Source organism: Streptococcus mitis, assembly GCF_005144795.1.
Classification (GTDB): domain Bacteria; phylum Bacillota; class Bacilli; order Lactobacillales; family Streptococcaceae; genus Streptococcus; species Streptococcus mitis_BB.
Genome location: NZ_SWFJ01000010.1, coordinates 1 through 23152 on the forward strand (window position 1 = coordinate 1; position 23152 = coordinate 23152).

The 23152-nt window shown below is 40.1% G+C and carries 14 protein-coding genes and 1 pseudogene; 9 read left to right on the top strand and 6 right to left on the bottom strand.

The features are described 5' to 3' along the window. A partial coding sequence (locus FBF73_RS07675) for a mucin-binding protein (RefSeq protein WP_136937432.1) occupies positions 1–10360 on the bottom strand: 10360 nt, incomplete at its 3' end. Between the two features lie 611 nt (positions 10361–10971). Here FBF73_RS07675 and FBF73_RS07680 point away from each other — a divergent pair. Continuing rightward, complete coding sequence (locus tag FBF73_RS07680; protein WP_136937433.1) at positions 10972–11601, top strand: MBL fold metallo-hydrolase; 630 nt, start codon at positions 10972–10974, stop codon at positions 11599–11601. Positions 11602–11696: 95 nt separating this feature from the next. Here FBF73_RS07680 and FBF73_RS07685 read toward each other — a convergent pair whose 3' ends face one another. Both FBF73_RS07685 and pepO read right to left on the bottom strand, forming a co-directional pair. Then, positions 11697–12461 carry a lipoprotein gene (locus FBF73_RS07685; RefSeq protein ID WP_125411684.1) on the bottom strand — a complete coding sequence of 255 codons (765 nt, stop codon included), beginning with the start codon at positions 12459–12461 and terminating at the stop codon, positions 11697–11699. 59 nt (positions 12462–12520) lie between these two features. Continuing rightward, entirely contained in the window at positions 12521–14413 is a 1893-nt protein-coding gene (pepO, locus tag FBF73_RS07690) for an endopeptidase PepO (protein ID WP_136937434.1), read from the bottom strand. A gap of 177 nt (positions 14414–14590) precedes the next feature. Between pepO and FBF73_RS07695 the strand changes: the two genes are divergently transcribed. From FBF73_RS07695 to FBF73_RS07725, 7 genes are all read left to right on the top strand, one after another. Beyond that, positions 14591–15313: a metal ABC transporter ATP-binding protein gene (locus FBF73_RS07695; protein WP_033686841.1), complete on the top strand. Its 723-nt coding sequence runs from the start codon at positions 14591–14593 to the stop codon at positions 15311–15313. Then, positions 15310–16158: a metal ABC transporter permease gene (locus FBF73_RS07700; RefSeq protein ID WP_000559791.1), complete on the top strand. Its 849-nt coding sequence runs from the start codon at positions 15310–15312 to the stop codon at positions 16156–16158. Before FBF73_RS07695 ends, FBF73_RS07700 begins: the two co-directional genes overlap by 4 nt. Positions 16159–16189: 31 nt before the next feature. After that, positions 16190–17119: a metal ABC transporter substrate-binding lipoprotein/adhesin PsaA gene (gene psaA, locus FBF73_RS07705; protein WP_136937435.1), complete on the top strand. Its 930-nt coding sequence runs from the start codon at positions 16190–16192 to the stop codon at positions 17117–17119. Between the two features lie 120 nt (positions 17120–17239). Further along, a complete protein-coding gene (gene tpx / locus FBF73_RS07710) occupies positions 17240–17734 on the top strand; it encodes a thiol peroxidase (RefSeq protein ID WP_136937436.1) in 495 nt (164 codons plus the stop codon). Positions 17735–17812: 78 nt separating this feature from the next. Further along, entirely contained in the window at positions 17813–18463 is a 651-nt protein-coding gene (locus tag FBF73_RS07715; protein ID WP_136937437.1) for a metal-dependent transcriptional regulator, read from the top strand. 119 nt (positions 18464–18582) lie between these two features. Then, complete coding sequence (locus tag FBF73_RS07720) at positions 18583–19293, top strand: nicotinamide mononucleotide transporter (RefSeq protein ID WP_169435198.1); 711 nt, start codon at positions 18583–18585, stop codon at positions 19291–19293. 118 nt (positions 19294–19411) lie between these two features. After that, positions 19412–19825: a hypothetical protein gene (locus tag FBF73_RS07725; RefSeq protein WP_124787904.1), complete on the top strand. Its 414-nt coding sequence runs from the start codon at positions 19412–19414 to the stop codon at positions 19823–19825. Here the strand turns inward: FBF73_RS07725 and FBF73_RS10145 are convergent. Next, positions 19822–20082: a hypothetical protein gene (locus FBF73_RS10145; protein WP_223336319.1), complete on the bottom strand. Its 261-nt coding sequence runs from the start codon at positions 20080–20082 to the stop codon at positions 19822–19824. The genes FBF73_RS07725 and FBF73_RS10145 overlap by 4 nt on opposite strands. Between FBF73_RS10145 and FBF73_RS10245 the strand changes: the two are divergent. Beyond that, positions 20071–20361, top strand: a pseudogene (locus FBF73_RS10245) (hypothetical protein); the annotation flags it as partial. The gene FBF73_RS10145 and the pseudogene FBF73_RS10245 overlap by 12 nt on opposite strands. 38 nt (positions 20362–20399) lie before the next feature. Here the strand turns inward: FBF73_RS10245 and dtd are convergent. Further along, positions 20400–20843 carry a D-aminoacyl-tRNA deacylase gene (gene dtd / locus FBF73_RS07745; protein ID WP_124787902.1) on the bottom strand — a complete coding sequence of 148 codons (444 nt, stop codon included), beginning with the start codon at positions 20841–20843 and terminating at the stop codon, positions 20400–20402. A 29-nt stretch (positions 20844–20872) separates the two neighbouring features. Further along, a complete protein-coding gene (locus tag FBF73_RS07750) occupies positions 20873–23095 on the bottom strand; it encodes a RelA/SpoT family protein (protein ID WP_136937438.1) in 2223 nt (740 codons plus the stop codon). Between the last annotated feature and the right edge of the window lie 57 nt (positions 23096–23152).

Below are 23152 nucleotides of genomic sequence, written 5' to 3' on the forward strand. Positions count from 1 at the left end.
TTCCGTCTACGAATGATGTAGTTGTCTTAACTACTTTACGGTAAACGTGAGTTACATTACCATCTTTATCAGTTGTAGTCTTAACAAACTCGTATCCTGGGATATCTTTCTTAGGTTGGTTACCTTCTTCATTTGGTGAAACTGGGTTACCATTTCCGTCTACGAATGATGTAGTTGTCTTAACTACTTTACGGTAAACGTGAGTTACATTACCATCTTTATCAGTTGTAGTCTTAACAAACTCGTATCCTGGGATATCTTTCTTAGGTTGGTTACCTTCAACTGTTGGATACTCTGGAATAGAGATTTCTTTACCATTTGGATCAACTGTCACATAAGACGTTGTAATCTTAGTATAGTTGATTGGTGTATCTTGACTTGGATCAGTTGGCAATGTTGGTGGCACATAACCTTTAGATGGATCTTCTGGATCAACTGGTTTCAACGGATTTCCATCTTTATCTCTTGGAATGTAACCTGGAACATAAGGAATTACAATATCTTCCGTTGGTACACCTGGTTTAGTTGGGTCACCATTTGGATCATTTGGATAATCAATACGTGGAGGATTTGTTTGTCCTGGCACGTTTGGAATCAATGCTCCAAGTTTCTTATAGACAACTTTTTGAACGATATCTTTGTCTTCAGCCTTAACAGTTTGATCCTTAGTAGATGCTTCAACATCTCCACTTACTGCAATATAACCTTTAACAAGTGGAAGTTTGTTACCAGAAAGAACATCAGTTGTAGCTGCCTTCCATTCGCCGTAAGTAACTTCACCTGTCACTAAGTTCACCTTAGCATCACGAGTGAATTTAACTGATGAAGTCACAGAAGTAGTAACCTCTTTACCATCTTCATCAACATAAGTAATTGTACGAGTTACTTCTTCTGAAGTTGTCAATTCCTTAACGCTTTCAGGCCATACTGGTGAGTTTGGATCCTCTGGATTAATTGGTTGACCTGGAACTGGTGTCACATCACTTGGGATAACTGGAACAAGGCGTGGTTGAACAGTGACTACAAATTTTTGAACAGCATTTGTATCATTATCAAATGATTGCTTGCTGCCATCAGCTTTTGTAAACTCATCAGACACAAGTTCGTAGCCAAGTTTTTTCAGTGCGTTGATACGTTCTGCAGTAGAGTAGTTCATTTCAGAACCAGAATCACCTTTAAGGGTATCCACTTCACCAAGAATTGTTCCGTTAGTATCTTTGTAAGTTACAGTTGCAACTTGTGTATCAGCCTTACGGTAAACGTGAGTTACATTACCATCTTTACCAGTTGTAGTCTTCACAAACTCGTATCCTGGGATATCTTTCTTAGGTTGGTTACCTTCAACTGTTGGATACTCTGGAATAGAGATTTCTTTACCATTTGGATCAACTGTCACATAAGACGTTGTAATCTTAGTATAGTTGATTGGTGTATCTTGACTTGGATCAGTTGGCAATGTTGGTGGCACATAACCTTTAGATGGATCTTCTGGATCAACTGGTTTCAACGGATTTCCATCTTTATCTCTTGGAATGTAACCTGGAACATAAGGAATTACAATATCTTCCGTTGGTACACCTGGTTTAGTTGGGTCACCATTTGGATCATTTGGATAATCAATACGTGGAGGATTTGTTTGTCCTGGCACGTTTGGAATCAATGCTCCAAGTTTCTTATAGACAACTTTTTGAACGATATCTTTGTCTTCAGCCTTAACAGTTTGATCCTTAGTAGATGCTTCAACATCTCCACTTACTGCAATATAACCTTTAACAAGTGGAAGTTTGTTACCAGAAAGAACATCAGTTGTAGCTGCCTTCCATTCGCCGTAAGTAACTTCACCTGTCACTAAGTTCACCTTAGCATCACGAGTGAATTTAACTGATGAAGTCACAGAAGTAGTAACCTCTTTACCATCTTCATCAACATAAGTAATTGTACGAGTTACTTCTTCTGAAGTTGTCAATTCCTTAACGCTTTCAGGCCATACTGGTGAGTTTGGATCCTCTGGATTAATTGGTTGACCTGGAACTGGTGTCACATCACTTGGGATAACTGGAACAAGGCGTGGTTGAACAGTGACTACAAATTTTTGAACAGCATTTGTATCATTATCAAATGATTGCTTGCTGCCATCAGCTTTTGTAAACTCATCAGACACAAGCTCGTAGCCAAGTTTTTTCAGTGCGTTGATACGTTCTGCAGTAGAGTAGTTCATTTCAGAACCAGAATCACCTTGAAGAATATCCACTTCACCAAGAATTGTTCCCTTAGTATCTTTGTAAGTTACAGTTGCAACTTGTGTATCAGACTTCACTTCATAAACAGTTGGTGTATACTTAGCTTTTACCTCTGTTCCGTTAGTGTCTTTACGTACAATAGTTACTCCTGTTGCAGTTCCAACGAAATCTTTATTTGGTGTGAAGGTTACCTTACCTGTTGAATCAACAGTATATGTTCCTTCGTTTGGAACTATCTTAGTTGTTGTACCATCTTCAAATGTAGCAGGAACAGTATTGTCCATTGGTACATCTTTATGACCAGGTACAAATGTTGGTGTACCAGATTGAGGAGTGTTCTTAGGACCTGTAGAACCTGTATCCACACCTGTTGGTGTAACTGGGGTTACAGTTGGAGTGTAACTTGACTCAACAGTTGTACCATTTGTAGGATCTGTTACAACTACTTTAGCTGGGTCTGGTGTTCCAACGAAGTCTTTATTTGGTGTGAAGGTTACTGTACCAGTTGAATCGATTGTATATGTACCAACTGTCTTACCATCCTTAGTAGCTGGGATAGTTGTTTCCTCAGTTCCAACGAACTTAGCTGGATTATCTGTTGTTGGTTTCAACTCAGTTCCATCAGCATGTTTATATGTTGGAGTACCTGTTTGTGGCTTACCTTGGATATCAGTTGATGTAGCAGGTGTTGCAGTTGGCGCTACTGGTTTATAGATAACGTATACTGTACTATCAGTTGACTCGTTTGTTACCTCAAGACTTGGAACAGTTTCCTTATCGTAAGTATAATTAGCTACTTCTGGAGAAACTACTTCCTCAAGCGTTTGTGCTGCTGACCAGTCAGTGTATTCCACATTTCCTGTTACCAAGTTAACGCTTGCGCTACGTGTGAAGGTTACTGTTTGAACTTCATCAGCTGTTACTTCTTTACCATTCTCATCGTTGTAGCGGTACTTGATTGTACGAGTAACTGTCTTAGTTAACTCAAGATTTTCTGCAGTATTTGGCCATACAGGTGAGTTTGGATCTTCTGGATTAACTGGTTGACCTGGAACAGGTTTCTCATCATTTGGAGTCACTGGTTCCACACGTTGTTTAACTGTTACCTTGAAGTTATTCTTAGTATCATCTGCATCATAAACACGTCCATCTTCAGTTGTGAATCCATCGTTTACCAATTCATATCCAGCTTTTTGAAGAGCAATAACACGGTCTTCAGTAGAATAATTGATCACTTCATCGAACTTACCAGAAGCCTTATCAATATCTCCAAGAACTTTTTCAGTTCCAGTTGTGACATCTACATATGTAACTGTAGCGTTTTGAGTTGCTTTTTCATATACATAAGTAATAGTTGTCAAGCCGTTTGTAACTGTACCATTTGCATTAGCTGGAGTTTCTGTTAATACATAACCTGGAATTGTCTTAGCTGATGATGTGTAAGAAGTTCCTGTTTCTTCGTTTTCAACAACAACAGTTGTATCTGCGATTGCTTCACCTTCTTTATTCACATACTTAGCAATAACTGTACCATCTTCAGAAAGCACGCGTGGAGTATACTTAGCTTTCGCTACAGTTCCATTTGTGTCCTTACGAACCACTACGACACCTTCTGGAGTGCCAACGTAGTTTGGTACTGGTGTGAAGGTTACCTTACCTGTTGCATCAACAGTATATGTTCCTTCGTTTGGAACTGTTTTACTTGTTGTACCATCTTCAAATTTAGCAGGAACAGTATTGTCCATTGGTACATCTTTATGACCAGGTACAAATGTTGGTGTACCAGATTGAGGAGTGTTCTTAGGACCTGTAGAACCTGTATCCACACCTGTTGGTGTAACTGGGGTTACAGTTGGAGTGTAACTTGACTCAACAGTTGTACCATTTGTAGGATCTGTTACAACTACTTTAGCTGGGTCTGGTGTTCCAACGAAGTCTTTATTTGGTGTGAAGGTTACTGTACCAGTTGAATCGATTGTATATGTACCAACTGTCTTACCATCCTTAGTAGCTGGGATAGTTGTTTCCTCAGTTCCAACGAACTTAGCTGGATTATCTGTTGTTGGTTTCAACTCAGTTCCATCAGCATGTTTATATGTTGGAGTACCTGTTTGTGGCTTACCTTGGATATCAGTTGATGTAGCAGGTGTTGCAGTTGGCGCTACTGGTTTATAGATAACGTACACTGTACTATCAGTTGACCCGTTTGTTACCTCAAGACTTGGAACAGTTCCCTTATCGTAAGTATAATTAGCTACTTCTGGAGAAACTACTTCTTCAAGCGTTTGTGCTGCTGACCAGTCAGTGTATTCAACATTTCCTGTTACCAAGTTAACGCTTGCGCTACGTGTGAAGGTTACTGTTTGAACTTCATCAGCTGTTACTTCTTTACCATTTTCATCGTTGTAGCGGTACTTGATTGTACGAGTAACTGTCTTAGTTAACTCAAGATTTTCTGCAGTACTTGGCCATACTGGTGAATTTGGATTTTCTGGATCAACTGGTTGACCTGGAACAGGTTTCTCATCATTTGGAGTCACTGGTTCCACACGTTGTTTAACTGTTACCTTGAAGTTTTGAGTTACCGCCGTGTCGTTATCAAACAGTTTGTCAGCTGTTGTTGCTGCAACGAAACTGTCTTCTACTAACGTATAGCCAGCTTTTTCAAGAGCTGCAATTGCTTTTTCACGATTAGTAAAGTCGATAGCACCGTTATAAACGCCTTCTACTGTCTCAACAGATGCTGCTGGTACTTTAGTTGAATCAATCGCAACTTCTGCACCAGTTGTCACATCATAGTAAGAAATAGTTGCTGTTTGAACATTCTTTCTATAAGTATATGTTACAGTAGTTGTATCATTTGTAACCTTACCTGAAACATTCTTAGTAGCTTCATCAACCGTACCATTTGTTGTTGCCACTTTAACAAGAGTGTAACCAGGAATTTCTTTTGGTTCAGTTGTAAATGGAGTTGTTACTTTTTCGTTGTTTACTGGAGTTGTTGAAGGAGAGATAACGTTACCTTCTTCATCCTTGTACTCAACAATGACTGTTCCATCTTCAGCAACAACAGTTGGAGTGTAAGTAGTTGTTACAGTAGTACCATTCGCATCTGCAATACGTACACTAACTGGTGTAGCTTTGCCTGTGAATTCTTCAGTTGGTTGGAATGTAATGACATTAGTTGTTTTATCAAGAGTGTAAGTTCCTTCACCATCAACCTTAACTGTGGTTACAGAATTTCCGTTCGCATCAAGAAGTGTCAAAGTATTCTTATTAAGAGCAACTGATTTTGGTTGACCATCTTCACCTAATACTTCAGATGTTTCTCCTTTAGCGAAGTTCAATGTTGTAGCATCTGTATCAGGGGTGTCAAAAACAATTTGTGACGTTTGCGCTTGACCTTGTTTACCAACTGTCGCTGATTCTTTAGCTGTTGGGGCTACAGGAACTACTGTTGGAGTATAGGTAGCTGTACCTGTGATGACTGTTGATTCATCTTTTTCATTAGTAATAGTAGCTGATGCTTGAACTGTTACTGGTGCTGGTGTTCCTTTATAAGTTGCAACTGGTTGGAATGTTACTACACCTGTTGTTGAATCAATTGTGTATGTACCAACATTTTCAACAGTCACTGAAGGTTCAGTCGTTGGATTTCCAGTAGCTGGATCTACAAGTTTGTAATTTGATACTGGAGCACTAGCATCTGATGATGAGAATAGTGGTGTTTCTGACTGCTGTTCACCTTGAATATTCTTAGATGTTACATCTTCACCAGTAATCGTGATTGGTGTTACAGTTGGTTTATAAGTAGCTGTTGCTGTCTCACCATTTGAGTCTGTTGCTTGAACAGTTACTCCTGTTCCTTCTCCAGTAAATGTTGGGACTGGTACGAAGGTTACAACACCTGTTGTTGGATCAATTGTGTATGTTCCTTCATTTGCAATTGTAACACTAGTAGTTGGTTGCATCGTTGATGGATCAATCAACTGACGTGTTGCAATCGTTACTGATGGATCTGATGTTTCAAATTCTGGTGTTCCAGTTTGTGTTTTACCTTGAACGTCTTCAGATGTTGCATTTTCAGCTGTCATAGTTACATCTGTGACAGTTGGAGTGTAAGTAGTTGTTACAGTAGTACCATTTGCATCTGCAATACGTACATTAACTGGTTTTGTAACAGTTCCTGTGAATGTTGCGACTGGTTGGAATGTAATAACATTTGTCGCTTTATCCAGTGTATAAGTTCCCTCATTTTCAACTGTTACAGACGGTACAGCATCACCGTTTTCATTAAGAAGAGTTACTGATGCTGTATTAAGATCAACAGATTTTGTTGTATTTGCATCAATAGCAACTGTTCCTTTAGCAAAGTTTACAGTTGTATCATCTGTATCTGCTGCGTCAAACTTAATAGCAGAAGTTTGGGCTTTCCCTTGAGGTCCAGTTGTTTGAGATGCTACTGCGGTTGGTGTTACTGGAACTACTTTTGGTGTGTAAGTAGCTGTCGCAGTTGCAGTAATATTAGCATTATTAGCATCTGTACCTAGAATTGCAGTTAGTTTAACAGTTACTGGAGTTGCTGTTCCTTTGAATGTTGGAAGTGGTTCGAAGGTTACAACACCTGTTTCTGGGTTAATTGTATAAGTTCCCTCATTTGCAACTTTTAAAGTCTCAACTGGATTACCATCAGCGGCAACCAACTTAGCTGGTGATGTTGCACTTGGTGAGATAGTTGAACCGTCACCTACAGAAGTAAAGGTTGGTGTTCCTGTTTGAGTAGCTCCTTGGATATCAGATGATGTAGCATTGTGACCTACAATCGTATCCTTAACCGTAATGGTGTAAGTTGTTTGAGCTACAGATGAACCTGCACCTGAATCTGTACCTGAATCTGTACCATCCAAAGTAGCCGTAACAACATTTCCGTTACTATCAATCACATCTACAACAACTTTATACACACCCACTTCTGATAAAACATAGTTACTAGCTAATGTGTAAGCTGCAGCATCTGTCTTTGTATCATATACTTTTTGAGCTCCAGATGGTGATGTTACTGTCAAACGAGTAATGTAAGTCGTTTTACTATGAGCAGTATCTTCTTTATCTGCAATCGTAACTGCAGCTTGTGCCGCATTACGAAGGTCAACAATTGTTCCCTTAGTTGATTCATAGCTTGTTGATGTTGCAGTTGGTTTTGTGTTAATGATAGTCGCAACATCTGTGCTTGTTGCTTTGCGAGCACGAACTTCACCACCAAATCCTGATAAAGTCTTGATGTCCCATGATGAATCTCCAAGTTTAGTAGCTGTCACAGTAGAACCATCAGAAGCAGTCCATGCATTTGTAACTTTATTGTAGGTTACTGTAACAGACATTCCATCTGCAGATGTTCCATTTTTACTTGCAACTGTTGTTTTATGACGAGTTACCGCATCAACACTCTTAATTGTTCCATCTGTTTCAAATGTACGTTTGTATGTATAGATATAGAAGTTTTGAGAACCATCTAATTGAGTCTCAGTATAGACTTGACGTTTAGTTAATGTATATGTTCCGTCTGCATTCGTAGTCTGAATAGTAGAATATTCTGCTGGAAGCTCCCAATGACCAGTTTTAGAGTTCAACGTAGCTTCATGAGTAGTATTGTCCACATCTGTCAGCACTACCTTATTACGTAGGAAAGTAGCCTTGATATTTTCAGTGATTACTTCAACCTTGATGTTATCCACTCCAGCTTTTGCAGTTGCAGCTTGTGTAACTGGAACATTAATTTTTCCACCTACTGTACCCAAATTTGTGCCTACTGCTGCAGCCGTATTGGTTGTTGTTACTGCATTGCCATCTACATCTTCTCCTGATGCAACTACAACCCAACTTCCATTTTGATTTTGAAGGACAGTCTTCGTTCCATCTGGCATAGTAACTACAGCGTTTGTTGCACCTTTAGAAATAGTCACAGGAACAGTTTCTGAGTAGGTTTCAATATTCAAAGCTTCTACTTTTGGTTTAACGACAACTGTAATATTTCCTTGTGTTTCCTGACCAGATTGAATCCACTGTTCACGTGAACCATCAGTACTATTGTAATCTTTAGCAAAAGTTGATACATAAAACACACCTGCTTCGGTCAAGGCACCAGACAATTTAGCAGGAGAATTATATGAAGCTTGACCATCAATAGTAACAGACTGCGCTTTGTTATTTGGATCCATCTGATAGCTAACACCTGGAATTGTTGTTGCTGTTTCATCAAGAACTTGATTTTGTTTATTTACATTGACACCAGCAACACCAGTTACGGCAGTTCCATATTGTTGACGAATCAATGTTGTTGTCCCATCAGCTTTAGTATAAGATACGTTCGCACCTTGATCGCGCAATGTACGAGCACCTGATGTGTCTTGATACTTGATATCAATATTAATGTCTTGGCCAACTGTACGTTCGTAGACTGCATTATCTGATGCGATAGTTGGTGGAGTTGTATCCATCCAAGCTATCCAACCCAAACGCATATTTGCAAATTGAGTTGTTACTACTGCACCTGTTTTGCTGTTTGTAAAGGTTACATTAGCTTTGAAGTCTTGTACCCCATTTTCAATCCTACTTGTAATAATCCCTTCGATAACATCCTTTGCAGCATCATACACAAGACCATTAGGTAGATTATAAGGTGTAGCAGCACCTACTGAACCATCAATACCTGTAAAGGACCAGCCTTTTTCAGCCGCTTCAGCTGTCACTCCAAATCGAGACTTGATACCTGGAATATACACACGATCAATTCCTTGCTCATATCCCAATTTATAGATTTCTGTTGCAAGGAATTCGTATGGACCTCCATTTGAGAATACATTGGCACCACCTGAAAAATTATTGCTACCACTTGGACGAGGTTTACCTCTCCAAAGTTCTGCTTCTTTAGCTAGTTTTTTAGCCATTTCTGGAGAAAGTGGATAATCCACACGTCCCATGTTGTTATGACCTTTTGCACCACCTCGAGAAGATGTCAAACCATTGGCAGGGTTGATTTCTGAACCATCACGTTGATTAGAATAGACAACAACTTCTAAACCTTCAGCAGTCCCTCCTGTTACACGAGTTTTGGCATTCAACTCTCCTGATTGTCTAGAACCATCTTGAGACGCTGTTCCATTAGGGTTGAATTTATAAATATCTTTACCTGTAGCAGTTGCTGCAGTCACAGCAGTAGCATGAGTGGTACGTGTACCGTTTGAATTAGCAGTTGATTCCGCATAAAAATCTTGAGCTGCTAACGCTACAGCAAGCTTCCCATCACGACCGATTCCTGCTTTTTTAAGATCATTGTATACCGCAAGGATAGACTCATTCAAGCGTGAGAGTTGAGCATCAATTTCTTTGATAGTCAAGTCTTTCACGTCCAAGGTCTTTTTAGCTTCTGCAATAACCTCTTTGTTTTTTGCAACCGCTGCTTCGATTGCTTCTTTATTTTCATCCTCAACATGATTTTTACGAACAGCTTCTTCTGCAAGGACATTAGTTACTTCCGCTTCTGATGTCACTTGGTCCAAAACTTTTTTAGCATCAGTGATAGGGGTAGCTGTTTTTGCTGTTTCAGCTTTTTTAGCTTCCTCTGCTTTTTTTGCATCTTCAGCTTTTTGAGCAGTAGCATCTGACTCTGTCAAAACAGCAGTCAAATCAGCTACTTTAGCTGCTTCTGCATCAACATCTGCCTGATTAGCATCTGCCTTCGCTAGAATTGCTTTAGCTGAAACCAATGCTTCTTTAGCAGCTGTTTGAGCTGCTGCATCCGCTTTCTTAGCAGTAGACAATTTCGCTTCCAAAGCCGCTACTTTATTTGTCAAAGCTACTTTATCTGCAACCTTGACAGCTTCTGATTTGCTTTCTACTGTTACTGCTGCATTGTCAGATGACGTAACCCCATCTTGTGCTTTTGATGTCGTTGATGCTACTGCCACTTCAGTTCCCTGTACTTCAGTTGCTGATACAGCCCCATTTCCTAGGAACATAAGTCCAGCCGCAATAGCTACCGACGCTGCACCAAAACTATATTTACGAATTCCGTATCGTATATATTTCTCTACTCTATAATCTTGTTGCTTGCCTTTCATTTAGACCTACAACCTCCTTTTTTATTTTGATGTTAGTTTACAAGTTCTTGATATCGAAAATTAACTGCTAACCTCAGCTGAAACAAAAGATGTTAGAGGTCATTTTCAATATCATAAAATTGTCTACAACATACGACTTTATGATATCATATTTTCTAGTGCATAGCAAATAAAATAGCTTCTTTTTTTATTCTAAATTAAAAATAAATATTTTCCAAAAATATAATTTTCAGACTCTTTGACTTGTATGATTAGATATAGCAAGTTGTTATAGGTTAGATACTAGAGTTTTAGAAATTCAATATATTAATGCAAATTAACTTTACATGTATATTTTATTTTCTTTTATCACAAACTTCATTCTAGTATAGGATACACTTTTCTTGATTCATTATCATTTTTTAATAATTTACTCTCCAACTCATTTAAAATCTCTGTGAAATCATTAAAAATTCTAGCTAGTTCCTAACTAGAAAATAGTTACCTCTATTTTGAACAGAATGAAGTAGATAGCAAATAACATTCCTTAAAAGAGAAGGACCTTCTATCCACTTTATTCTCCCTAACTGTGCTATACTTAATTTAGTACATTCTTTGAGATTGGAGCTAGTATGAAAATCCATAAAACTGTGAATCCTGTTGCCTATGAAAACACCTATTACCTGGAAGGTGAAAAATACCTCATCGTCGTCGATCCTGGTAGCCATTGGGAAGCCATTCGTCAGACAATAGAGAGCATCAACAAACCTATCTGTGCTATTCTATTGACCCACGCTCATTATGACCATATCATGAGTCTGGACCTAGTTCGCGAGACTTTTGGAAATCCTCCTGTCTATATCGCAGAGAGTGAAGCTAGCTGGCTTTACACTCCAGTCGATAATCTCTCTGGTCTCCCTCGTCATGATGATATGGCAGATGTGGTTGCAAAACCAGCTGAACACAGCTTTGTCTTTCATGAGGAATATCAACTGGAGGAATTTCGTTTCACCGTCTTGCCAACACCAGGTCACTCTATCGGCGGTGTTTCTATCGTCTTTCCTGATGCTCACCTAGTTTTGACAGGAGATGCCCTGTTCCGTGAAACTATTGGACGAACCGACCTGCCGACTGGTAGCATGGAGCAACTCCTCCATAGTATCCAGACCCAACTCTTCACCCTACCAAACTACGATGTCTATCCAGGACATGGTCCAGCTACGACTATCGCCCATGAAAAGACCTTTAATCCTTTTTTCTAAGTAGCAAAAAACCAAGGAATTTTTTCTCCTTGGTTTTTGTGTACTGCTATTTATATGAAGTTAGAATCTAGCCTAGTATTGAATTTCATCAAATACTAGTTGACTGGCTCAAATTCTTTCCAATCAAATTTAGCTAAATCAAGTTCATTAGAAGAAATCTCTAAGATTTGCTCTGGCTTTTGATCACTACCAATTTGAAAGATACCTTCCTTAATCTTCTGTACTCCGTCTTTATCAAAAGCATACAGACTTAAGTTCATTTCTGGTCGTGTTGACTGCCAGTCTGCATATATGACTTGACCGTTTTCATAAATAACTAAACTGGAACGAAAACCACCTGCAGAAGCTACATAAGCTGTATGAAGTAACTTTGGTTGTTTATTCTCTAAATAGTAAATGGCCCCTATATATTTTTTATCTCCAATAATCAATTCATCCTGACCATCATTATTTAAATCAACAAACACATAATGGAGACTAGCTGGTTTATCGTAGGTGCTTAGTGTAAAGATATAGCCATACTCTTCAGAAAAAATCTTATTCTGTTTCAACTTTTCATACAAGGATTCTCGGTCACCACTACTTAAAAGTGCCTGATAGTGATTGTACCGCTCTATTACTTCCTTGTACAAATCTTTTCCTGTTTCGCTTTTCGTTTCCATTGTTGTTGACGGCGTTGCCATTGAAGAACTTGTACTAGTTTGGCTCTCTGACTTCGTAGAGCTTTCCTTCAGTTCCTCTTTGGTAGAAGATGATTGTGTTGCCGAAGGTTCTATTTTTTCATCTTTTTTATTTGCACCACAAGATGCTAAAACAAAAACAGTAAGAATAGCTGAAAGCATCATTAAAAATTTCTTCATGTTAACCTCTTTAACCCATCCCATGCAGATTTACGGATTTTAGTATTAGATTGAATTCATTACCAAATAATCACGCGCTCTTCTGGCGAACGCCACATACCGTCTCCTTCTTTGACATCATAGGTTGTAAAGAAATCATCGAAGTTTGGTACTTGTACATTGACACGGAGTTTGGCTGGTGCGTGCACATCGACACTAGCCAAAAGTTTCATAAATTCTGGACGACCTTTCATGCGCCAAATGCGACCGAAGTTGTAGAAGAATTCTTCTGCTGAGAAGTCTGGTTCTCTCTTCGCTGCTTCAAGCGCTGCAGCGATTCCTCCCAAGTCAGCCACGTTTTCTGACACAGTCAATTTACCGTTAATGGTTGCTCCATAAGAATCCTGTCCATCAAACTGGTCAATGACTTTTTGTGTTTTCTCCTTGAAGGCAGCATAGTCACTCTCTGTCCACCAATCTTTGAGACTACCATTTTCATCAAAGGAAGCTCCGTTGGTATCAAAGGCGTGGGAAATTTCATGGGCAATAACCGCCCCAATACCACCGTAGTTAGCAGAAGATGACTGATGCAAGTCATAGAAAGGAGCCTGTAAAATAGCCGCTGGGAAGACAATCAGGTTCTTCTGTGGATTGTAGTAGGCATTGACCATATGAGCAGGCATGCCCCATTCCTTGTAGTCTACAGGCTGATTCCACTTGCTCCAACTGTGTTTGATTTCCACACGCGCAAAGGCTAGAGCATTGTCAAAAAGGCTAGCAGTCTCATCCACTACCTTGTCCTTGTAGCGTTCTGGCAATTCTTCTGGGTAGCCGATATAAGGCTTGATGACATTGAGTTTGACGATGGCCTTGTCACGAGTTTCAGGAGTCAGCCAGTCATTTTTAGCCAAGCGTTCCTTATAGACATCAATCATGGTTGCCACTTTTTTCTCCACATCTGCCTTGGCCTCTGGAGAGAATTTTTCATGGGCATACCAGAGACCCAAGGCTTGTTTGAATGGACCTTGTGCTAGTTGGTAGGCTGCCTTGACCTTGTCTTTGGCTTCTGGAACTCCTGAAAGCGCACGGCTATAGGCACCTGACAAGACACGGATTTCTTCTGTTAAATAGCTGGTTGAGAGATTCACAACACTTAAAATTAAGGTTGCCTTGAGGAGAGGCCAGGCCTCTTCACTATAAAATTGGTCTGCTGCTTGCCAGAAACGTTCTTCGTCTACGATAACCTTGTCTGGTACTTGTCCAAGAACGACTTGGAAGAAGTCATCCAAAGGTAGGGCAGGCGCAAATTTCTTGAAATCTTCGTAAGCATATGGATGGTAGAGTTTAGCATATTCTGAACTTTCTTCATTAGAGAGCACCACTGCCGCAACTCGACGGTCCAATTCTAGTCTTTTCTCTAGCAAGTCTTCAATTTCTACATCAGAGAAATCATAAGCCTTGAGAAGATTTGCGCTGCTTTCTTTCCAAAGAGTCAAGAGCTCTTCGCGCTGAGGATGGTCTTCTGCATAATAGGTCGTATCTGGCAGAATAGTGCTTGGAGCGCTAGCCCATAAAACGTTGATTCTGGCATCCATAAAGTCTGGCGATACACCAAAAGGAAGGAAGTTAGGTTTTCCTGCAAGCTCGAACTCTGCTAGTCTAGCTGTAAAATCCGCAAAAGTCTCCAATTCTTGGAATTCTTTAAGGAGTGGTAAGACAGGTTTAATACCGTCAGCTTCTCTCTTGTCAAAATCACGAACTAGGCGGTGGTATTTGACAAAGTTTGCTAAGATAGCATCCTCAGGCACCTCTTCTCCTGCCAACCACTTGTCTGTTGTCGCCAACATCAAGTCTTCAATTTCCTGATCTAAATCAACAAAACCTCCCGTTTGAGATTTATCTGCTGGGATTTCAGCAGTCTTCTGCCATTCTCCATTGATTGCATCATAAAAATCATCTTGATAACGTGTCATCTTGTTCTCACTTTCATTTGTACTTGTTTTTAGCTTAACAAAAATTACCTGGGAATGCAATTAAAAATGAACTGATATTTTCTATTGTTTTTCAGTTATTATTTTAATTTTTTCAAAAATTAACTTGACTTAATTTTTTTTTTAAGGTATATTAAGAGGCAGGAGGAATACAAGTTTATGATACGTATCGAAAACCTCAGTGTCTCCTACAAAGAAACGTTGGCACTTAAGGATATTTCACTAGTGCTCCATGGACCAACAATTACTGGTATCATTGGTCCGAACGGTGCTGGAAAATCAACATTATTAAAAGGTATGCTGGGAATTATCCCACATCAAGGTCAGGCATTTCTCGATGACAAGGAAGTTAAAAAATCCTTACACCGAATCGCCTATGTCGAACAAAAAATCAATATCGACTACAACTTTCCCATCAAGGTCAAGGAATGTGTCTCGCTAGGACTATTTCCTTCTATTCCTCTCTTTCGCAGTTTAAATGCTAAACATTGGAAAAAAGTAGAGGAAGCCCTTGAAATCGTCGGCCTAGCTGACTACGCTGAACGTCAAATCAGTCAACTGTCTGGAGGTCAATTCCAGCGGGTCTTGATTGCCAGATGTTTGGTGCAGGAAGCCGACTATATCCTCTTGGATGAACCCTTTGTTGGGATTGACTCTGTCAGTGAGGAAATCATCATGAATACGCTGAGAGATTTGAAAAAAGCTGGTAAGACGGTTCTCATCGTTCACCACGACCTCAGCAAGGTTTCCCACTACTTCGATCAAGTCTTACTTGTCAATCGAGAAGTGATTGCCTTTGGTCCAACCAAAGAAACCTTTACCGAAGCCAATCTCAAAGAAGCTTACGGTAATCGACTCTTTTTCAATGGAGGTGACCTATGATTGCAGAATTTATCGATGGATTGCAAAAATTCCATTTCCTACAAAATGCCTTGATAACAGCTATTGTCGTCGGGGTCGTAGCTGGAGCTGTGGGATGTTTCATCATTCTACGTGGGATGTCACTCATGGGAGATGCTATTTCACATGCTGTCTTACCAGGTGTAGCCCTCTCCTTTATCTTGGGAGTTGACTTCTTTATCGGAGCCATTGTCTTTGGATTGCTAGCTGCTATCATCATTACCTACATCAAGGGGAACTCGATTATCAAAAGCGATACCGCCATCGGCATTACCTTTTCTTCTTTCTTAGCCCTCGGTATCATCTTGATTAGTGTCGCTAAAAGTTCAACTGACCTTTTCCATATCCTTTTTGGTAATATTCTAGCCGTCCAAGATACGGATATGTTTATCACTATGGGCGTAGGGGCGGTCATTCTCTTGTTAATCTGGATTTTCTTCAAGCAACTCTTGATCACTTCCTTTGATGAACTTCTGGCTAAAGCCATGGGAATGCCTGTCAATTTCTATCACTACCTCCTCATGATACTCCTGACTCTCGTGTCTGTGACAGCCATGCAAAGTGTCGGAACTATCCTGATTGTAGCCATGCTGATTACCCCAGCTGCAACTGCTTATCTGTATGCTAATAGCCTGAAAAGTATGATTTTCCTTTCCTCAACCTTTGGAGCTACAGCTTCAGTTTTGGGACTCTTTATTGGCTATAGTTTAAACTTAGCAGCTGGTTCTAGCATCGTACTTACAGCTGCTAGCTTCTTCTTAATCAGTTTCTTTATCTCTCCTAAACAACGATATTTGAAACTGAAAAATAAACATTTGTTAAAATAAGGGGCAAAACCCCAATAAATTGGAGGATCTAATGAAAAAATTAGGTACATTACTCGTTCTCTTTCTTTCCGTTATTGCTCTTGTAGCATGTGCTAGCGGAAAAAAAGATGCAGCTTCTGGTCAAAAACTAAAAGTTGTTGCTACAAACTCAATCATCGCTGATATTACTAAAAATATTGCTGGTGACAAGATTGATCTTCACAGTATCGTTCCGATTGGACAAGACCCACACGAATACGAACCACTCCCTGAAGATGTTAAGAAAACTTCTGAGGCTGACCTCATTTTCTATAACGGCATCAACCTTGAAACAGGTGGCAATGCCTGGTTTAGCAAATTGGTAGAAAATGCCAAGAAGACTGAAAACAAAGACTACTTTGCAGTCAGTGAAGGTGTTGATGTTATCTACCTTGAAGGAAAAAATGAAAAAGGTAAAGAAGACCCACACGCTTGGCTTAACCTTGAAAATGGAATTATCTTTGCTAAAAATATCGCCAAACAATTGAGCGCTAAAGATCCTAACAACAAGGAATTCTATGAAAAAAATCTCAAAGAATATACTGATAAGTTAGACAAACTTGATAAAGAAAGTAAGAATAAATTTAATAACATCCCTGCTGAAAAGAAACTCATTGTAACCAGCGAAGGAGCATTCAAATACTTCTCTAAAGCCTATGGTGTCCCAAGTGCCTACATCTGGGAAATCAATACTGAAGAAGAAGGAACACCTGAACAAATCAAGACCTTGGTTGAAAAACTTCGCCAAACAAAAGTTCCATCACTCTTTGTAGAATCAAGTGTGGATGACCGTCCAATGAAGACTGTTTCACAAGACACAAACATCCCAATCTACGCACAAATCTTTACTGACTCTATCGCAGAACAAGGTAAAGAAGGCGACAGCTACTACAACATGATGAAATACAACCTTGATAAGATTGCTGAAGGATTGGCAAAATAATCCTCTGAAAAACGTCATTCTTCCGAATTGGCGTTTTTTCTATGCACACATTTTCAGTCAAATCATTGGAAAATTCTGACTGTTTCAGCTAAAATGGAAGAAAAAAGATTGGAGTATCTTATGGTAACTTTTCTCGGAAATCCTGTGAGCTTTACAGGTAAACAACTACAAGTCGGCGACAAGGCACTTGATTTTTCACTCACTACAACAGACCTGTCTAAAAAATCTCTGGCTGATTTTGATGGCAAGAAAAAAGTCTTGAGTGTCGTGCCTTCTATCGATACAGGCATCTGCTCAACTCAAACGCGTCGTTTTAATGAAGAACTGGCTGGACTGAATAATACGGTTGTCTTGACTGTTTCTATGGATCTCCCTTTTGCCCAAAAACGTTGGTGTGGTGCTGAAGGTATTGAAAATGCCATCATGCTCTCGGACTATTTCGACCAGTCCTTTGGACGTGATTATGCCCTCTTAATCAATGAGTGGCACCTATTGGCACGCGCAGTCTTTGTCCTCGACACTGACAATACTATTCGCTACGTTGAATATGTGGACAATATCAATTCTGAGCCAAACTTCGAAGCCGCAATTGCAGCTGCTAAAGAACTAAATTAGAAGCCATCATGGCAGATAGCTAGAGAAATCTAGCTTTTTTTGATATACTAGATAAAGATATTAGACAAGAGGAAACGAATGACCCCGAATAAAGAAGATTACCTAAAATGTATTTATGAAATTGGCATAGATTTGCATAAGATTACCAACAAGGAAATTGCGGCTCGTATGCAAGTCTCTCCCCCTGCCGTAACTGAAATGATTAAACGGATGAAGAGCGAAAATCTCATCCTTAAGGACAAGGAATGTGGCTATCTACTGACGGACATTGGACTCAAACTGGTCTCAGAGCTCTACCGTAAGCATCGCTTGATTGAAGTTTTTCTAGTCCATCATTTAGACTATACGAGTGACCAGATTCACGAGGAAGCTGAGGTCTTGGAACATACTGTCTCTGAGCTATTCGTGGAGAGACTAGAAAAATTGCTTGGATTTCCCAAGACCTGCCCTCACGGAGGAACTATTCCTGCCAAGGGAGAACTCCTAGTTGAAATTAATAACCTGCCACTAGCTGACATCAAGGAAGCTGGCTCCTACCTCCTGACTCGGGTGCATGATAGTTTTGAGATTCTCAATTATTTGGATAAGCACTCGCTTCACATCGGTGATCATCTCCAAGTCCAGCAGTTTGATGGCTTCAGCAATACTTTCACTATCCTCAGTAAAAACGAGGATTTACAAGTAGGTATGGACATTGCCAAACAACTCTATGTCGAGAAAATCGACTAATTTCTCAAATACCCCAACCACCCCTGAAAATTTTATTTTCAGGGTTTTATTTCTATCATTTGATTTTACTTTCATTTAGTTGTATAATATTTGTTAAAAAAAGAAAGATATCTTAATATATGAAAAAATCGCTAAAAATTTTTGCAACATCCAAATGGTTTGACCTCTTCGGGGTTGCTTTGGTCGTTGGGATTGCGATTGCATCTGGTTACCTAAACTCTCGTCTCGATAAATTCGTAGATTGGGGCCCCTGGACTGCCCTTGTTCCTTTTGGATTGATTTCCGTAACCAACGTTGGGATTTCCATGTTGTCCACTCGTTTCACGGGAAAATTAAGCAAATGGGGAAATTACTTTGGCATTGTTAATACCATTTTATCTGGTACCATTGACTATATCCTTGGAAATAAGGCGGCCATTATCACCTATCCTGTCACCTTCCTCATTTATACCTTTGCTATTAAGAAATGGGAAGCTTCGCAAGAAGGCAGACCCAACCAAATGAGCCAAAAACAGGTAAAATTGGCAGCCATGATCATTTCCATCATCGCCTTCCTCTTTGCCTTTGTGACCAACTATATCGGCTATGAAGGAAAGATGAATCTCCTTGCCTACGTAACAACTATTGCCTTTGCACTGTCCCTCATTGCCAATGCTTTTAACGCATTGAAACTAACAACTCAGTGGGGCTTTTGGTTGATTTACAATTTTGTTCAGCTGACAAAAGCTGGTATTCAAGGAAATTTTGCCAATATCGGAAAATACATCTTTTATATCCTCAATGCAATCGGAGCTTTATTTGTCTGGAATGATGAAGAGGTGGAACAATAAGAGGGAAATCAAATAAAGAAATCTAACAGAATCTCCTTACTAAAATTTTTATCATTTTAGTTGTAACTCCCATTCTTTTGGAGTAGAATGAAGCTAGATAAAAGAGGGAGGTCATCTTATGAAAAAACTCTTTAGACTCCATTTTACAACAATTGCAGTTATTGATTTGCTACTATTGGCATTTTTTAGCAAAAGACCCGAGACATCTTTGGAGTGGCTCTTGCTCTCTGGTTTTATTTTCCTCCTTGCTCAGAGTCTACTACTATTTCGCTTGGTCGTCCGACTCAAACATCAATTCGCTGAGATTTATCCTCAAATCAATAAAAAGATTCGCTTCTACTATTTAGGGGTTCTCTCCATTGATTTTCTATTTTTTGTCCTTTTAACCTTCGTTAGTTCTCAGCGTTTTCCCTCTCTTATGCCAATCATCACTGCTTGTCATTCTACTTTATATTATATGACAGCTGACTACCTAAGAGAAAACTATCCAGACTTTTACGATAAACACGTCTCTTTATGGGAGTGTCTCTAAGGAAAAGGAGGTTTTGGCATGGAAAAATCATCTACACCAAAACCATTCAACTCCTTGTCATTGATGGAATCATGCTGGCATTTTTGACATTTAAAGAGAGACTCACTTGGGATTGGATTTTGATTTATAGTGGTTGGCTTATACTCAATGAAAATCAAAGAGTAAACTAGGAAGCTAGCCGCAAGCTGTACTTGAGTACGGTAAGGCGACGCTGACGTGGTTTGAAGAGATTTTCGAAGAGTATTATTTTCTTTCATCCTGTACTACTTACTTATCTTTCTAACCAACTTTGTGACCACTTTAGTCAACTCTATTCCCAGATTAGACCGAGATTCTGGCGTTTTGCCTTACAAATCCTTCTATGGGATAGCCTGATGATTCTCTTCTTGATATGTTTAAGTGGTTTCCCACTTTTCCTTCAGGGCACTCTCCTCATCCTAGGACATCTCATCCCTTCCTATCGCACTTGCCAAATCCTGAAAAGATACTTTCCAAAAGCCTATCAGGAACCGATTTCATTTTGGAGTATTTTGTAATAGATGAGAAAAACCAAGCCTGCTGGGCTTGGTCTTTCTTATCTATTTTTAGTATCAAGGATAATGGTAACAGGTCCGTCATTGACCAGCTCAACCTGCATATCCGCTCCAAAAATGCCTATCTGAACGGGCACTTCTTGCGCTAATTTTTGATTGAAAGCATCATAGAAGTCTGATGCCATATCCGGCTTGGCCGCACCTGTAAAGGCTGGACGATTGCCTTTCTTAGTATCCGCAAAGAGGGTAAACTGAGAAATAGAGAGGATTTCTCCTTCAATATCTTTGACAGACAGGTTCATCTTGCCTTCTACGTCTGAAAAAATCCGCATATTGACCAGTTTTCTCACGGCATAATCCAAATCTTCCTCTTGGTCCTCTGGTCCAACACCAACCAGCAATAAGAGTCCCTGATTGATTTTTCCCTGAACCTGACCTTCGATACTCACTTGGGCTTTTGTAACCCGTTGAATAATGATTTTCATAATAGCCTTTCTAGTAAGAGCTAGGCCAATTAGCCGTTGGTCCGTTTGACAGAGTAAACTTCTGGCACACTCTTAATCTTGTCCACAACCGTGGTCAGTGTAGAGAGGTTGGCAATGCCAAAGGATACATGGATATTAGCAAATTTCATATCCTTGGTTGGTTGGGCGTTGACTGTTGAGATATTCTTGGTTGTGTTTGAAAGAACTTGCAGTACATCGTTCAACAGTCCTGTACGGTTGAGGCCATAGATATCAATATGGGCCATATACTCCTTATTTGAGTTTGAATACTGGTCTTCCCATTCCACATCAAGGAGACGTTGCTCGTAGTTTTCTTGGGCGCGCAGGTTCATACAGTCCACACGGTGAATAGCCACACCACGACCCTTGGTAATGTAGCCAACAATATCATCACCAGGCACGGGATTACAACACTTGGCAATCCGCACTAGGAGACCTGAGGCACCTTCAATGACCACACCACCCTCATGCTTGACCTTTAGGGTTTCTTTGTTTTCAACCTTGACTTCGCCACCTTTGACAAGTTCTTCTGCTTCAGCCTTGGCTTTTGCACGCTCTTCCTCACGGCGTTCCTTTTCAGTCAAACGGTTAAAGACAGTAATCGCACCGATTTCTCCAAAACCAATGGCGGCAAAGAGGGATTCTTCTGTCTTGTAGCTAGTCTTTTGCAGAACTTGGTCCATGTGACGCTTGTCCATGAATTTATTGGCCACATAGCCATTTTCTTGAAACTGGGCCATCAGCATTTCACGACCCTTGTTGACAGACAATTCCTTATCTTGGTTTTTAAAGAACTGACGAATCTTGTTGCGCGCCTTGCTGGTCTTGACCATATTGAGCCAATCACGGCTTGGCCCAAAGGAGTTAGGGTTGGTGACAATTTCAACCTGATCCCCTGTCTTGAGCTTGGTTGTCAGTGGAACCATACGGCCATTGACCTTGGCACCAGTTGCTTTTTCCCCGACTTTTGTATGGATTTCATAGGCAAAGTCAATCGGTCCTGAATCTTTTGGAAGTGAACGGACAGCTCCATCTGGGGTAAAGACGTAAATTTCCTCAGCCAGATAGTTTTCCTTAACTGAATCGACAAATTCCTTAGCATCATCAGCCTGGTCTTGGAGCTCCATCATCTCCTTGATCCAGTTCATCCCAATAGCTGATTCCTTGCTGTTAACCTGCCCCTTAATACCTTTCTTATAAGCCCAGTGAGCCGCAACCCCGTACTCAGCCACCTCATGCATGGCCTTGGTTCGAATCTGGAATTCAATCGGTCCTTTTGGCCCATAAACAGTCGTATGGATAGACTGGTAACCATTAGCCTTACGATTAGCAATATAGTCTTTAAATCGACCTGGCATCGGTTTCCAAAGCTCATGCACATAACCAAGCATGGCATAAACATCACTTTGGGTATCCAAAATACAACGAATAGCAATCAAATCATAGATTTCCTCAAAACGTTTTCTCTTATCCTGCATTTTGCGGAAAATCGAGTAAATATGTTTGGGACGACCATAAATCTTCCCTTTCAAGTGACGATCCGTCGTATAGTTTTCTAATTTTGTGACTACTTCATCCACCAAGGCCTCACGCTCTCTGCGCTTTTCCTTCATCATATGGGTAATCTTGTAAAACTCCGTTGGATTTAGATAACGGAAAGATAGGTCTTCCAACTCCCATTTGACACTGGAAATCCCCAAACGATGGGCAAGTGGAGCATAGATTTCCATGGTTTCTTTGGAAATGCGCTCCTGCTTGTCTTTTCGAAGGTGTTTCAGGGTCCGCATATTGTGCAAGCGGTCAGACAGTTTGACCAAGATAACACGGATGTCCTCAGACATGGCCATGAGCATCTTACGATGATTTTCCGCCAATTGCTCCTCGATCGATTTGTACTCGACCTTACCAAGTTTGGTAACCCCATCGACGATTACCCGCACATCAGGGCCAAACTCTCTCTCCAAATCATCCAAGGTCGCATCTGTATCTTCTACCACATCATGCAAGAAACCACAAGCAACCGTTACGGCATCTAGCTTAAGTTTGGCTAAAATCCCTGCCACTTGGATAGGGTGAATAATGTAAGGTTCGCCAGATTTCCTATACTGGCCACTGTGGCATTCAACAGCATAGACTAAGGCCTTATGGACAAAAGCAACATCTTCTTTTGATAAATATTTTTGCGTTAAAGCGACAACCTCATCGCCCGTCAAATTCACTTCTTTCGGCATCTCTACTCTCCAATTCTTCCTACCATTTTATCACTTTTTTAAGAATATGAAAACTAG

What these genes read in the sequence shown, in the direction of transcription:
- tpx (WP_136937436.1), top strand. Translation starts at nt 17,240, where the DNA reads ATGGTAACTTTTCTCGGAAATCCTGTGAGCTTTACAGGTAAACAACTA.
- psaA (WP_136937435.1), top strand. Translation starts at nt 16,190, where the DNA reads ATGAAAAAATTAGGTACATTACTCGTTCTCTTTCTTTCCGTTATTGCT.
- dtd (WP_124787902.1), bottom strand. Translation starts at nt 20,843, where the DNA reads ATGAAAATCATTATTCAACGGGTTACAAAAGCCCAAGTGAGTATCGAA.
- FBF73_RS07700 (WP_000559791.1), top strand. Translation starts at nt 15,310, where the DNA reads ATGATTGCAGAATTTATCGATGGATTGCAAAAATTCCATTTCCTACAA.
- FBF73_RS07725 (WP_124787904.1), top strand. Translation starts at nt 19,412, where the DNA reads ATGAAAAAACTCTTTAGACTCCATTTTACAACAATTGCAGTTATTGAT.
- FBF73_RS07715 (WP_136937437.1), top strand. Translation starts at nt 17,813, where the DNA reads ATGACCCCGAATAAAGAAGATTACCTAAAATGTATTTATGAAATTGGC.
- FBF73_RS07680 (WP_136937433.1), top strand. Translation starts at nt 10,972, where the DNA reads ATGAAAATCCATAAAACTGTGAATCCTGTTGCCTATGAAAACACCTAT.
- FBF73_RS07685 (WP_125411684.1), bottom strand. Translation starts at nt 12,461, where the DNA reads ATGAAGAAATTTTTAATGATGCTTTCAGCTATTCTTACTGTTTTTGTT.
- FBF73_RS07720 (WP_169435198.1), top strand. Translation starts at nt 18,583, where the DNA reads ATGAAAAAATCGCTAAAAATTTTTGCAACATCCAAATGGTTTGACCTC.
- FBF73_RS07750 (WP_136937438.1), bottom strand. Translation starts at nt 23,095, where the DNA reads ATGCCGAAAGAAGTGAATTTGACGGGCGATGAGGTTGTCGCTTTAACG.
- FBF73_RS07695 (WP_033686841.1), top strand. Translation starts at nt 14,591, where the DNA reads ATGATACGTATCGAAAACCTCAGTGTCTCCTACAAAGAAACGTTGGCA.
- pepO (WP_136937434.1), bottom strand. Translation starts at nt 14,413, where the DNA reads ATGACACGTTATCAAGATGATTTTTATGATGCAATCAATGGAGAATGG.
- FBF73_RS10145 (WP_223336319.1), bottom strand. Translation starts at nt 20,082, where the DNA reads ATGAAAGAAAATAATACTCTTCGAAAATCTCTTCAAACCACGTCAGCG.